Source organism: Burkholderia sp. Ac-20353 (assembly GCF_017104785.1).
Lineage (GTDB): Bacteria > Pseudomonadota > Gammaproteobacteria > Burkholderiales > Burkholderiaceae > Burkholderia.
Map to the genome: position 1 here is coordinate 1 of NZ_JAAGPL010000220.1, position 13101 is coordinate 13101.

12 protein-coding genes and 2 pseudogenes are annotated in these 13101 nt (G+C 67.9%); 10 read left to right on the top strand and 4 right to left on the bottom strand.

Annotated features, from left to right (window positions below; genetic code table 11):
- The 4 genes from G3N94_RS34940 to G3N94_RS34955 all read left to right on the top strand — a co-directional run.
- Positions 1-717 (top strand): FecR domain-containing protein (locus G3N94_RS34940; protein ID WP_205798539.1); only part of this gene is annotated, 717 nt, incomplete at its 5' end.
- 101 nt (positions 718-818) lie between these two features.
- Positions 819-3359, top strand: coding sequence for a TonB-dependent receptor (locus G3N94_RS34945; protein ID WP_205798541.1), 2541 nt, complete (start codon positions 819-821; stop codon positions 3357-3359).
- Between the two features lie 68 nt (positions 3360-3427).
- Complete coding sequence (locus G3N94_RS34950; RefSeq protein WP_205798543.1) at positions 3428-4207, top strand: hypothetical protein; 780 nt, start codon at positions 3428-3430, stop codon at positions 4205-4207.
- A gap of 229 nt (positions 4208-4436) precedes the next feature.
- Positions 4437-5030: a flavin reductase family protein gene (locus G3N94_RS34955; protein ID WP_205798545.1), complete on the top strand. Its 594-nt coding sequence runs from the start codon at positions 4437-4439 to the stop codon at positions 5028-5030.
- Positions 5031-5077: 47 nt separating this feature from the next.
- On the opposite strand, the gene G3N94_RS34960 is transcribed toward G3N94_RS34955, so the two are convergent.
- The gene (locus G3N94_RS34960) at positions 5078-5899 is read right to left on the bottom strand and encodes a nitrilase-related carbon-nitrogen hydrolase (RefSeq protein WP_205798547.1); all 822 of its coding nucleotides are present in this window, start codon (positions 5897-5899) and stop codon (positions 5078-5080) included.
- Between the two features lie 181 nt (positions 5900-6080).
- A complete protein-coding gene (locus G3N94_RS34965) occupies positions 6081-6872 on the bottom strand; it encodes a helix-turn-helix transcriptional regulator (RefSeq protein WP_205798549.1) in 792 nt (263 codons plus the stop codon).
- A gap of 219 nt (positions 6873-7091) precedes the next feature.
- Here G3N94_RS34965 and G3N94_RS34970 point away from each other — a divergent pair, with 219 nt between their 5' ends.
- From G3N94_RS34970 to G3N94_RS34980, 3 genes and pseudogenes are all read left to right on the top strand, one after another.
- On the top strand, positions 7092-7601 hold the full coding sequence (locus tag G3N94_RS34970; RefSeq protein WP_205798551.1) for a DUF1269 domain-containing protein: 510 nt from the start codon (positions 7092-7094) through the stop codon (positions 7599-7601).
- Positions 7602-7723: 122 nt separating this feature from the next.
- Positions 7724-7870 (top strand): hypothetical protein, encoded by a 147-nt coding sequence (locus G3N94_RS34975; RefSeq protein ID WP_346778756.1) that lies wholly within the window; start codon positions 7724-7726, stop codon positions 7868-7870.
- Positions 7864-7986: pseudogene (locus G3N94_RS34980) on the top strand (topoisomerase IV); the annotation flags it as partial. The gene G3N94_RS34975 and the pseudogene G3N94_RS34980, both read left to right, overlap by 7 nt.
- A gap of 73 nt (positions 7987-8059) precedes the next feature.
- Here G3N94_RS34980 and G3N94_RS34985 read toward each other — a convergent pair.
- Both G3N94_RS34985 and G3N94_RS34990 read right to left on the bottom strand, forming a co-directional pair.
- Entirely contained in the window at positions 8060-8989 is a 930-nt protein-coding gene (locus G3N94_RS34985) for a phosphatidate cytidylyltransferase (RefSeq protein WP_205798553.1), read from the bottom strand.
- A gap of 34 nt (positions 8990-9023) precedes the next feature.
- Positions 9024-9653 (bottom strand): lysophospholipid acyltransferase family protein, encoded by a 630-nt coding sequence (locus G3N94_RS34990; protein WP_205798556.1) that lies wholly within the window; start codon positions 9651-9653, stop codon positions 9024-9026.
- 442 nt (positions 9654-10095) lie between these two features.
- On the opposite strand from G3N94_RS34990, the gene G3N94_RS34995 reads away from it, so the two are divergent.
- From G3N94_RS34995 to G3N94_RS35005, 3 genes and pseudogenes are all read left to right on the top strand, one after another.
- The gene (locus tag G3N94_RS34995; RefSeq protein ID WP_205798558.1) at positions 10096-10701 is read left to right on the top strand and encodes a CDP-alcohol phosphatidyltransferase family protein; all 606 of its coding nucleotides are present in this window, start codon (positions 10096-10098) and stop codon (positions 10699-10701) included.
- A 60-nt stretch (positions 10702-10761) separates the two neighbouring features.
- The gene (locus G3N94_RS35000) at positions 10762-12531 is read left to right on the top strand and encodes a bifunctional alpha/beta hydrolase/class I SAM-dependent methyltransferase (RefSeq protein ID WP_205798560.1); all 1770 of its coding nucleotides are present in this window, start codon (positions 10762-10764) and stop codon (positions 12529-12531) included.
- Positions 12528-13101, top strand: a pseudogene (locus tag G3N94_RS35005) (serine/threonine protein phosphatase); the annotation flags it as partial. The gene G3N94_RS35000 and the pseudogene G3N94_RS35005, both read left to right, overlap by 4 nt.

Below are 13101 nucleotides of genomic sequence, written 5' to 3' on the forward strand. Positions count from 1 at the left end.
GCGCTCGCGGTGCTGCTGTTCGCGGGCGGCGCGACGTGGAGCGCGGATCCGGTGCGGCGCTGGGCGGCCTGGCAGGCCGACGTGCGCACCGCGGTCGGCGAGCGCCGCACAGTGACGCTCGCCGATCGCACGGTCGTCGTGCTCGATACCGATACGGCGATCGACGTGCGCTTCGACGCGGCGCAACGGCGCGTGCACCTGCTGCGCGGCATGATCATGGTCACGAGCGGCCACGACGATCGCGCGCCGGTGCGTCCGCTCGTCGTCGCAACCGACGACGGCGAGCTCCGGCCGCTCGGCACGCGCTTCTCGGTGCGGCTGCGCGATGGCGCGACCCGCATCGAGGTGTTTGCCGGCGCGGTGCGCGTGCAGCCGACCCGCCCGTCGGCGGGCACGCGCGTGATTACCGCGGGCGAGGGCGCCGATTTCACGCGTGACGCGATCGGCGCGACCGCGCCGCTCGACGCGTACGCGGCTGCGTGGACCGACGGGATGATCGTCGCATCGCGGATGCGGCTTGCCGACCTCGTCGCCGAGCTCGGCCGCTATCGCCGCGGCAGCCTGCGCTGCGACGCGTCGGTGGCCGACCTGCGCGTATCCGGCACGTTCCCGCTCGACGACGCCGATCGCGTGCTCGACACGCTGAAGACGACGTTGCCGATCGATGTCACGACCGTCACCCGCTACTGGGTGACGGTCGTGTCGGCCCGTTCCTGAGGGATCCAAAAAATATTTCGGCCCGCGTGAGCTGTTTTCGGATTTCGCGTGACAAGGGTCATGAAAGCAGCATTGACCCATCGCCTACCGACACTTCGATCATGGCTTCCACCCGTTCTATCCGCCGGCGCCGACCGGCTCCGGTCCGTTCCCTGTCGCCGCGCCCGCGCGCGGTCATGTACGTCATGCCGGCGCCCGGCGGTATTGCATGCCGGCTGGCCGGCGCCGTCCTGCTGTCGGCGTTGCTGCCGATGCCCGCGCTGGCCGACGCCAACGCCAACGCCAACGCCAACGCGGCGCCCGCGGCCGAGCAGCGCACGTCGCGCCGTCAATACGACATCCCGGCCGGCCCGCTCGACGCATCGCTGAACCGTTTCGGGCGCGACGCGGGCATCCTGCTCGCGTTTCCCGCCGACCTGACGGCCGGCCTGACGAGCGGCGGCGTGCACGGCCGCTTCGACGTCGAACGCGCGCTCGACCGCGTGCTCGCGGGCACGGGGCTCGTCGCGATCCGCCAGCCGAGCGGCGGCTATACGCTGCTGCGGACCGGCAACACGGCCGCGCCAGCGGCTGTGGCGAGCGCCGAGCTGCCGGCAATCGCGGTGCGCAGCAGCGCAGTTCGCGCCGACAGCTACCGGCCGCCGCGGGAGGCCGGCGTGCTGCGCTCGGACGCGCCGCTGCTCGACACCGCGCAAGCCGTCGCGATCGTGCCTGCGCAGGTGCTGCGTGACCAGCGGCCGCGCAATCTCGACGACGCGCTCGCGAACGTGAGCGGCATCACGCAGGGCAACACACTTGCCGGCACGCAGGACACGATCATGAAGCGTGGCTTCGGCGGCAACCGCGACGGCTCGGTGATGCAGAACGGCATGCCGCTCGTGCAGGGGCGCGCGTTCAACGCGGCGGTCGACCGCGTCGAGGTGCTCAAGGGCCCGACGTCGCTGCTGTACGGGCTGATGGATCCGGGCGGCGTGATCAACGTCGTCAGCAAGGTGCCGCAACTGACACGCTACAACGCGCTGTCTGTCGGCGGCTCGACCTTCGGTCACGGCAAGAACGGCGGCAACGTGACGTTCGATGCGACCGGGCCGGTCGGCGATACGCGGCTTGCGTACCGGCTGATCGTCGACCAGTCGAAAGAACAGTACTGGCGCAACTTCGGCGAGTACCGCGAAACTTTCGTCGCGCCGTCACTCGCGTGGTACGGGCGCGATACGCAGGTCGTGCTGTCCTACGAATACCGCAAGTTCCATTCGCCGTTCGATCGTGGCACCGCGCTCGATCCGCGCACCAACGCACCGCTCGACATTCCAGCGCGGCGCCGTCTCGACGAGCCGTTCAACGACATGGACGGCGAGTCGCATCTCGCGCAGCTGTCGGTCGATCACCAGATCAACGCGGACTGGAACGCGCATTTCGGCTACAGCTACAACCGCGAGACCTACGACGCGAACCAGATCCGCATCACGGGCGTCGCTCCCGCAACAGGCACGCTGGCACGCAGCAACGACGCGACGCACGGCGCGCTCAGCACCGACAGCTACGGGATCGCGTACGTGAACGGCAAGCTGACGCTCGCGGGAATGCGGCACGACGTGCAGCTCGGCTTCGACAGCGAATACCGGCGCATCTACCGCAAGGACATGCTGCGCGAGGCGGTGAAAACGCCGTTCAGCTACGTGAATCCCGTGTATGGGCTGCTGCCGCCGTCGAGCACCGTGTCCGCGAGCGACAGCGACCAGACCGACACGCTGCACGACGCGTCGGCGTTCTTCCAGGACAGCATCCACGTGACGGACAAGTGGATCGTGTCGGGCGGAATGCGCTTCATCACGTACAACCAGGTTGCGGGCCGAGGTCGGCCGTTCAAGGCAAATACCGATCTGAGCGGATCGAAATGGCTACCGCGCGCGGGTGTCGTCTACAAGTGGACCGACGCGTTCTCGCTGTACGGCAGCTACTCGCAATCGCTGAAGCCGTCGTCGTCGATCGCGCCGATGACGGGCGGCTTCGTGATCGACGGCGCGACGCCGCCGGAAGAGTCGACCGCTTGGGAAGTGGGCGGCAAGCTCGACCTGCCGGGCGGCCTGACCGGCACGCTTGCGCTGTTCGACATCGACAAGAAGAACGTGCTCGTGTCGCAGTTCAACGACACGACGAAGCTCACCGACTGGCGGACCTCGGGCAAGGCGCGTTCGCGCGGCGTCGAGCTCGACCTGTCGGGCAGGATCGGCGAACGCCTGAACGTGATCGCGAGCTATGCGTACATCGACGCGAAGACGATCGACGATCCGCTCTATGCGGGCAACCAGCTTTGGAACGTCGCGCGCCATACCGCGTCGGTCGCGGCTGTCTACGACGTCGGTACGCTTGCAGGCGGCGACGACCTGCGCGTCGGCGCGGCCGCGCGCTATGTCGGCGCACGGCCCGGCGATTCGGCGAACAGCTTCACGCTGCCGTCGTACGTGCTCGCCGATGCGTTCGCGACGTACGACACGCGGATCGGCAAGCAGAAGGTGTCGTTCCAGCTCAACGTGAAGAACCTCTTCAACCGTACTTACTACCCGTCGAGCGCGAACCGCTACTTCGTCGCGGTCGGTGATGCGCGGCAGGTGTCGCTGCTGACCACGCTGCAATTCTGACGACGCACCCGACGCACCGCGCATACATTGGCCGCGCAGTCCGCTGCGTGGCCACGGAGATCATCGCAATGAACTTGAAGACGAACACGAACATGAAGAACCACGCTCCGGTACGCGCTCTGTCGCGTGCGCGGCGCTGCGCATTGCGCGCGATCACGGGCGTGGCGTTCGCGCTGGTGACGGGCATCGCTGGCATCGCGCCGGCCGTCGCGGCCGACGCGCAATCTGCCGTCACGCGCGTCGCGATGCTCGTGCAGCTCGGCGGGCCGAACATCAAGGTCGACGAACGCGTCGGCGCCCATCTGGAAGCGCGCGGTTACGCGGTACGTTTTGTCGATCAGGCGGCAACGCCGGACGCCGCGCGCGACGCGGATCTGGTCGTGATCTCGTCGACGGTGTCGTCGAAGAATGTCGCGGCGGGCTGGCGTACGCTCGACAAGCCACTCGTGACCTGGGAAAACGACCTGCTCGACGATCTTGCGATGACGGGCAAGCGTCACGACGTCGACTTCGGCGAAACCGGCAAGGAACGCTACGTATGGCTCGTCAATGCGCCGCATCCGATCGCGGCAGGGCTGCCGGCGGGCGCGACGAACGTGTACGGCAAACAGGCGCCGATGAGCTGGGGCAAGCCGGGGCTCGGCGCGAGCATCATCGCGACCGTGTACGGGCAGCCGGACAAGGCCGCGATCTTCGCGTACGAGAAGGGCGCGACGATGGACTACGAAGCGCTTGCACCGGCGCGGCGCGTGATGTTCTTCCTCGACAACGACACGTTCGTGAACCTGTCGCCGGCCGGGGTCGCGCTGTTCGACGCGGCGGTCGACTGGGCCGCGGGGCGGCGCTGACGCGGTCGCTGCACTGGCTGTCTGCGCGGCGACGCGAACGCAATACGGACCCGCCCGTCGGCGCCGATTGAAATTGAATGCGAGAATGCGGCCTTCGGTTGGCGCGGGCCGCAGCCGGGCGGGCGTTCGCGACTGTCGCGCGCGCCACGCACCGGCGGTGCGCATCCCGTCCGGCCGGCACCGCGTCGCACGGCATCCGTTCGTGCGTGTCGTTCTCCAAGGAACCCGTATGGATCGTCACATCGCTCCGGTGGAGCTGAAGAAAGCCTACCGACTCCTCAATCACGGCCCGACGGTGCTCGTGTCGGCGCGTCATGGCGGCACCGACAACGTGATGGCTGCCGCGTGGGCGTGCGCGCTCGACTTCCTGCCGCCGAAGCTAACGGTCGTGCTCGACAAGAGCGCGAAGACCCGCGAACTCGTCGAGCAGAGCGGCACGTTCGTGATCCAGATCCCGACGGCCGCGCAGTTCGCGCTCACGCATGCGGTCGGCAGCCACAGCCTTGCCGAGCGTCCGGACAAGCTGCGCGAAGCCGGCGTGACGCTGTTCGGCATCGATGGCCATGACCTGCCGTTCGTCGCCGGCTGCTCGGGCTGGCTTGCGTGCAAGCTGATTCCGGAGCCGCACAACCAGCAGACCTACGACCTGTTCATCGGCGAGGTCGTCGGCGCGTGGTCGGACACGCGCGTGTTCAAGGACGGCCACTGGCATTTCGAAGCGGCGGATCCCGCATTGCGCAGCCTGCACTACATCGCGGGCGGCAATTTCTATGCGATCGGCGAAGCGCTGTCGGTCGACACCGGCAACGCCGACGCGCAATGACGCATCGGGCCGGCTGATCGCACGGCGAGTCGCCACGCCGGCGCCGCTCACGGGATCAACAGCTCGCGGCGTCCGTCCGGATGCTCGATGGGTTCGCCCGACATGTGCAGGCGCTGGTCCGCGCGGTAGTCGTAGACCGAGCGCGCGGCGGCGAGCTGCGCGAAATCAAGTTCGACCGTGTGGCGGGACTCGGTGTTGCCGGCTTCGAACAACAGGTGTCCGAACGGATCGGCCACGAGGCTGCCGCCGGCAAACACGACGTCGTGCGTGCCGTCGCCGACGCGGTTCGCGACCACGGCGAACACCTGGTTTTCCATCGCGCGCGCGGTGACGGACGTGCGATGGACGTGGCGGTACGGCTCCATGTTGCCGTCGGTCACGAGGATCAGCTCGGCGCCGAGTTCGGCGAGTGCGCGCCCGCTTTCCGGGAATTCGCTGTCGTAGCAGATCAGGATGCCGATGCGCGCGCCGCGCCACGCGACGGTCGCGTAGCGGTCGCCAGGCAGCACGATGCCGCGCTCGCTCACCCAAAGGTGGGTCTTGCGATAGCTGAGCGCGACGCCGTCCGGCGTGACGAATACCGTCGTGTTGTAGAAGCGGCCGCGATCGTTTTCGATCAGGCCGACGACCACCGCGACGTCACGCGCCCGCGCGGCAGCCACGACGGCGTTGACGCTCGGGCCGTCGAGCGGCTCGGCCACGGCGGCGAGGTTGTCGCGATCGAGGAAGCCGGTGAGCTGTGCCTCCGGAAACATCACGATGTCGGTGCCGGGCGCGCAGGTGGCGATGGCGTCGAGCGTGCGCTCGAGGTTGTAGCGCGTGTCGCCGTCGCGACCTGCGAGCTGGTTGATGTCGATTTTCAGTTTCATGGGCGCAAGCCGGATGGGTGACCGGCGCGCGACAGGCACCGGGAACGGATTTCAGTGCGGCCTAGTATGCGCCGAACCGTTGGAAATCCTATCCCGCCGATGCGTTAACCCTTCGGGGGTATTGATCTGTCGACAGCCGCTGGTGCAGCGCGATTCAGGCGCGCGCCATCCGCGCGTTGCATCACGCATCGATCTGCGCTTTCAGGAACAGCGAGAACAGCTCCGACTGCGAGTTGATGCTCAGTTTTCCGTAGATGTTCCGGCGATGCACCTTGACCGTTTCGGCGGAGATCGCAAGCTTGCCGGCCACTTCCTTGTTCGAGCGGCCGCTGAGAATCAGCCGGACGACATCGAGCTCGCGCGCGGTGAGCGGCGTGCCGAGCCGCGCCATCGCCAGTTCGAAGCCGCCCCGCGTGCCGGCCGTGCGAGCCGGCGCGTGCTCGGCCGGTTCGCGTTCGAACCCGACGCGCTGGCGCATCAGCGCGGACACCCACGGCCGCATCAGGTCGAGCAGCGCGACCTGCTCGGGGCTGAAGCGCTGCCTGCTGCCGAGCGACAGGCACAGCGTGCGCGTGTCGTCGAGCCGCACGTTGTACTGGACTTCGTCTTCGACGACGTTGTGCGTGAAGTAGCGCGTGTAGTAGTCGGTGTCGCGGAAGCACTCGGGCGCGACGTCGGACAGCCGGAACAGGCCGCTTTGCGGCGCTTCGCGGTTTGCGATGTAGAACGGGTCCAGCAGGTACAGCCCCTGCACGTAATCGCGAAAGAGCGGGTCGGGCCCGTCGCCTTCGTACGGGCATTCGGCGAACACCTGCGGGCGACCGTCGCTGAACACCAGCACGACCCAGCTGTCGACCGGCACGTACTCTTCGATCTGCCGGATCAGCGCGAGCCAGAAGCCCGGCTGGTCGAGCAACTCGATGAGCCGGCCGATCGACCGGTGCCATGCGACGTCCTGCAAGGTCAGGTTCATGCGGATTTTCGTGTCGGTTGGGGGGCTTTGCGGGTTGGGCGGAATTCGCGACGCCAGCCGGCGATTCTCGCAGAACCGGCCGATTGCGCGGCGCGGGATAGCGCCTGCCGAGATAGCGACTAATATGAAAGGATTGGCGAAAGGCCGTGCATGATCTGGTGCGCGCGCCGCGACACCTCCGTCGCGGACGCGGGCGGGTGCCGGAAGGAGGGGCGGGAAATGCGGCGAATCTACGTGTTGTTGCCCAATGCGAAGAGCGCGACGCGCATCATCGACGAATTATTGCTTCGACGAGTCGAATGGCGGCACGTCCACGTGCTGGCGGCACCGGGTGTGAAAACCGAAAGTCTTCCGCAAGCGACGCTCGCGCAGCGCAGCGACCTGCTGCCGGCACTCGCGCGTGGCACTGCGGTCGGCTGGTTCACGGGGATGGTGATCGGGCTCGCGGCGCTGGTGTTTCATCCCGAGGGGCTCAAGATCGCGGCGGGCGCTGTCGTGTTGATCACGCTGATCAGCGCCGCATTCGGCGCGTGGACCGCGACGATGATCGGCGTCAACGTGCCGAATACGCGGCTCAAACGCTTCGAAAACGCGGTCGAGAAGGGCGAACTGCTGATGATGGTGGACGTGAAGACGGATCGCGTCGACGAAATCGAGGCGCTGATCAAGAAGCACCATCCGGAAGCGGACGTCGAAGGGCACGACCCGACCATTCCCGCATTTCCGTGAACGGCGCTGCCGTCGCGATGACGGAGCCGTGACGGGACGGCGCGCTGGCGTGCGTGCCGTCCCTTTTTGGCGTTGTGCTACCTGCGGGTCTGTCCGTCGCGCGATGACGTGCGCGCCGGCGTGTGCTGCTTGATCGCTCCGGCCTGTGGCGCGTGCTGCTGCTGAATGCGCAGCGTGCGCAGGACTGCTTCGGTAGCTGGGAAGATTTCAGCCGCGCGTTCGTTGCCGGCCGCCGGCAATGGGTGGCCGGGTTCCGCGCCGACCGCTGATCGTCACGGAAACCGGCACGCGCGGGAACAAGGACATCCAGGTGCGCCACGTCGTGAAGTTCGATGCGGCGCGCGGGCGCTATATCGTGCCGAAGGCGTTGCGGGAAGGGTACTGAAGCGTCGCGCGGCGGTCAGAACCCGGCGCGGACGCGCGGTGAGAAGCAGGCGGCAGCATGCGCCGCCCGCGCATCAAACGTACAGATAGCGGACGAGGTGGAAGAACACCGGCGCCGCGAAGCAGATCGAATCGACGCGGTCGAGCATTCCGCCGTGGCCCGCGATCATCGAGCCCCAGTCCTTCGTGCCGAGCGAGCGCTTGACGGCCGACAGCACGAGCCCGCCGACGAAGCCCGCGATCACGATCGCGAGCGAGATCCCGAACGCCGCGCCAAAGCTGAACGGCGTCACGCGATACAGCGCCGCGCCGCACAGCGTCGCGAGCAGGCCGCCGCCGACGAAGCCCTCGATCGTCTTCGACGGCGACAGGCGCGGCGCGATCTTGCGGCGTCCGAACAGCTTGCCGACCACGTACTGCAGCACGTCGCTGATCTGCACGACGAACAGGAAGAAGAACAGCAGCAGCGCGTTCTGCCCCGCGTAATGCGGAATGTCGAGAATCAGCACCGCGGGCGCGTGGCTCAGCCCGTACACGCAGACCATCAGCGCCCAGTTGATTTTCGCGTTGCGGCTCAGGAACTCGCGCGTGTCCTGCGTCAGCGCGGACACGAGGGACATCGCGAAGAACAGGTGAACGGGCACGAAGATCGAGTACATCCCGTACCAGTTGATCCCGAGCAGCAGGTACTGGACCGGAATCGCGATGAAGAACGCGATGAACAGCGTCGTGTGGTCGCTCGCGGTGGTCGGCGTGAGCGTGATGAACTCGCGCAGCGTCAGGTACGACAGCACCGCGAACACCAGATAGGTGACGTTGTTGCCGAGGCCGATCGCGATCACCATCACCGCGATCATCGCCCACCATGCGCGGATGCGCTGGTTCAGGTTGACGATCGTCGCGCTCGTGCCGCCGCTGCGCGCGCCGAGGATCGCGCCGATCACGGTCGCGACGGTCAGCACGCCCGTGACGCCCGCGACCAGTTCCCAGAAAAGTGTTCGCATGTCGTTGTCCGGATGAAGAAGGGAAGCGCCGTGCTCAGCCCGCAGGGCGGTGCGGCGCGAGCGCGACGATCGCGTCGCGCATGCGGGCGAGGAACGACGCCTTGTCCTCCTGTTCGCCGCGCGCGTCGTTCGCGCCGAAGTGCACCTTGCAGATCAGCGGCACCGGCCAGATCGCGCCCTTCGGCATGATGCGCTGCAGGTTCTCGAGATAGACGGGCGCGAGCGCGACGTTCGGGAACTCGGTCGCGAGATGGAACAGCCCGCTCTTGAACGGCTGCGGCAATGCATCCGCGCCGCGCGTGCCTTCGGGGAAGATGATGATCGAATGGCCTTGCGCGAGCGCGTCGCGCACGGGATCCAGCGGGTCGCCGCCGGTTTCGCGGTGGCGATCGATCAGCACGACGTTCAGCAGCTTCTGCGCGATGTGGCGCTTCATGTCGCTGCTGTCCCAGTAATCGCGCGCGGCAACCGGCCGCACGACCGCGCGCACGTGGCGCGGCAGCGCGGCGAGGATCGCGAGCGTGTCGATGTGGCTCGTATGGTTCGAGAAGTAGATCTTCTGAGTCGGGGACGGCGGCGCCTGATGCCACACCGGATAGGCGCCCGCGACGAGCCGCACGATCGTCAGCAGGAAATCGCGCTGCCACACATGCAGGATGTTCATCGGTCGCGCGCCTCCTGTTCGCATGCCCGCCGTGTCGCACATGTGCGGCGGGCGGAATCCCGGTATGCCGACGCAGTACGCTGCGCGTCGGACGGCCCATGGTTACATTTTTTCAAATTCGTGAATGCCTGTCGCAGGTCCGCGATAATCGACCGGTTTCGAGATAACCGGCAGGAATTAACCGCTATTGCACGAGTGCGCGAATGCGTTTCGAAACGATTGCCTGTTGCATTCGGGCCAGCGGATTATCGCGAGTTTCCGGGAAAAACGCCAGATTGCCGCGCGCAGCCCGTCCGCGCGGGCGCGACGCGCATGCTTGACGCGTGCATCCGGCTCGGCGACGATTAGGTCCGTCCAATGACGTGCCGTTCCGCCGGCGATGCAAATGCGGCGGAAACGGACTCGCAACCCGTGTGAATAAAACGATGAAACGAAGAGCCCGATGAGCCTGTACGCACTCAAACCGAAATTCCAGAATCGCCTGCGGCCGCTCGCCAATTCGCTCGCCGCGCGCGGCGTCACCGCGAACCAGGTCACGCTGTTCGCGGCCGGCGGCTCGATCGTCGTCGGCGCGCTTGCCGGACTCGGCGTATTTGCGCGCGCGCTGTTCCTGCTGATCCCGCTGTGGCTGTTCGCACGGATGGCGCTCAACGCGATCGACGGGATGCTCGCGCGCGAGCACGGGCAGAAGAGCACGCTCGGCGCGTACCTGAACGAGCTCGGCGACGTGGTGTCGGACGTCGCGCTCGTGCTGCCGTTTCTTGCCGTGTCGGCGTTCACGCAGGCCGACGTGTGGTTGTTCGCACTGCTCGCGGTGATCGTCGAATGCGCGGGGCTGATCGGCCCGCTCGTCGGTGCGAGCCGCCGCTACGACGGCCCGTTCGGCAAGAGCGACCGCGCGCTCGCGCTCGGCGCGTTCGCGCTGTGGATCGGCCTCGGGCTGTCGGTGGGCGGTGTCGCCGCGTGGCTGTGGCGGCTGCTGATCGTGCTGTCGATGGTGACCGTCGCACGTCGCGTGCAGGCCGGCATCCGCGAAGCGGGCGGTTGACCCGCAAGGCGCCGGAGGGCGGCGCCGAATCATTCGAATAACGAAACGAGAGAGAAACGCATGAGCGCACGCATCGCCCGCGAGGCGGACTTCATCACGCACGACGGCGAGACGCTGTTCTATCGCCACTGGCCCGCCACGGGCGCACGCTGCCGCGGCGCGATCGTGCTGCTGCACCGCGGCCACGAGCATTCGGCGCGCGTCGCGCACCTCGTCGACGAGCTCGACCTGCCCGAATTCGCGTTCTTCGCATGGGATGCGCGCGGCCACGGCCGCTCGCCCGGCGCGCGCGGCTACAGCCCGAGCGCGGCCGCGTCGGTGCGCGACCTGCAGACCTTTGTCGAGCACATCCGCGACACGCACGGGATCGCGATCGAGGAGATGGCCGTGGTCGGCCAGAGCGTCGGCGCGGTGCTCGCGGCGACCTGGGTGCACGACTACGCGCCGCCGATCCGCTGTCTCGTCGTCGCGTCGCCGGCATTCCACATCAAGCTGTACGTACCGTTCGCGCGGCCCGGCCTGCGGCTGATGCACAAGCTGCGCGGGCTGTTCTACGTGAACAGCTACGTGAAGCCGAGATTCCTCACGCACGACCCCGAGCGCATCGCGAGCTACGCGGCCGACCCGCTGATCACGCGGCCGATCGCGGTCAACATGCTGCTCGACCTGCACGACACCGCGCAGCGGATCGTCGCCGACGCGGCGGCGATCACCGTGCCGACACAGCTGCTGATCTCCGGCGCGGACTGGGTCGTCCATCGCGGCCCGCAGGACCGTTTCTACGAGCGCCTCGGCGCGGCGCGCAAGGAGCGCATCGTGCTGCCGGGCTTCTATCACGACACGCTCGGCGAGCGCGACCGCGCGCAGGCGCTCGCGCCGCTGCGTGCGTTCGTGCTGCGTGAATTCGATGCGCCGGGCCCGCGCGTGTCGCTCGCCGATGCCGACCGGCGCGGCGCGTTTCACGACGAATACGCGACGCTGTTGCGGCCGCCCGCGAATCCGCTCGCGCGCGTTTACTGGGCGATCACGCGGGCAGGGCTGAAGGCGGGCGGCGCACTGTCCGACGGGATTGCGCTCGGGCTGAAGCTCGGCTTCGATTCGGGCTCGACGCTCGACTACGTGTACCGCAACCACGCGCAGGGGCGCCTGGGCGTCGGCCGGCTGATCGACCGCACCTACCTGGATTCGCCGGGCTGGGTCGGCATCCGCCAGCGCAAGGTGCATCTGCAGGAGCTGATCGGCGCGGCGATCGGGCGGCTGCGCGGCGCGAGCGCGCCGGTGCGGATCGTCGACATCGCGGCCGGGCACGGCCGCTATGTGCTCGACGCGATCGCGTCGGTGGCCGAGCGCGACGGCGCCGCGCCCGACGACATCACGCTGCGCGACTACAGCCCGCCGAACGTCGAAGCGGGGCGCATGCTGATCGCGCAGCGCGGCCTCGAGCCGATCGCGCGTTTCGAGCGCGGCGACGCGTTCGACGAGGCGTCGCTCGCGACGCTCGAGCCGCGTCCGACGCTCGCGATCGTTTCGGGGCTCTACGAGCTGTTCGGCGAGAATGCGCTGATCGAGCGCTCGCTGCGCGGGCTCGCGCAGGCGGTGCCGCCGGGCGGCTATCTCGTCTATACGGGGCAGCCGTGGCATCCGCAGATCGAGTTCATCGCGCGCGCACTGAACAACCACCGCGGCGACGCGACCTGGGTGATGCGGCGCCGCTCGCAGGCCGAGATGGACGAGCTCGTCGCGCGCGCGGGGTTCCGCAAGCTCGAACAGCGGATCGACGAGATGGGCATCTTCTCGGTCAGTCTCGCGCAGCGGGTCGACGCGCAATGAGCGAGCTCGGCGGCGACGCGCGTGGCCTGTCCGCGCACGCGGCAGCCGGCGCGCGCGACGCGTCGTTCGCGCTGCGCTTCGGCTGGCTCGCGGTGATGGGCGCGGTGTTCTTCTCGACCTACGGGTTCGCGAACTGGCTCGCCGCGCGCCGGCCGACGGTGCCGACCTTCGCGTTCGGCTGGGAGCACGCGATCCCGTTCGTGCCGTGGTCGATCGTGCCGTACTGGTCGATCGACCTGCTGTACGCGCTGTCGTTCTTCTTCTGGACGCGCCGCGACGACCTGCTCGATCACGTGAAGCGCCTGTTGACCGTGCAGTTGATCTCGGTTGCGTGCTTCATCGCATGGCCGCTGCGCTTCGGCTTCGAGCGGCCCGACGCGGGTGGCGTGGCCGGCGCGCTGTTCACGCTGCTGATGGGCTTCGACAAGCCGTTCAACCAGGCGCCATCGCTGCATATCGGCTTGCTCGTCGTGCTGTGGGCCGTCTATGCGAAGCATCTGCGCGGCCCGCTCGCGCGCGCCGTGCTGCATCTGTGGTTCGCGGCGATCGGCGTGTCGGTGCTGACGACCT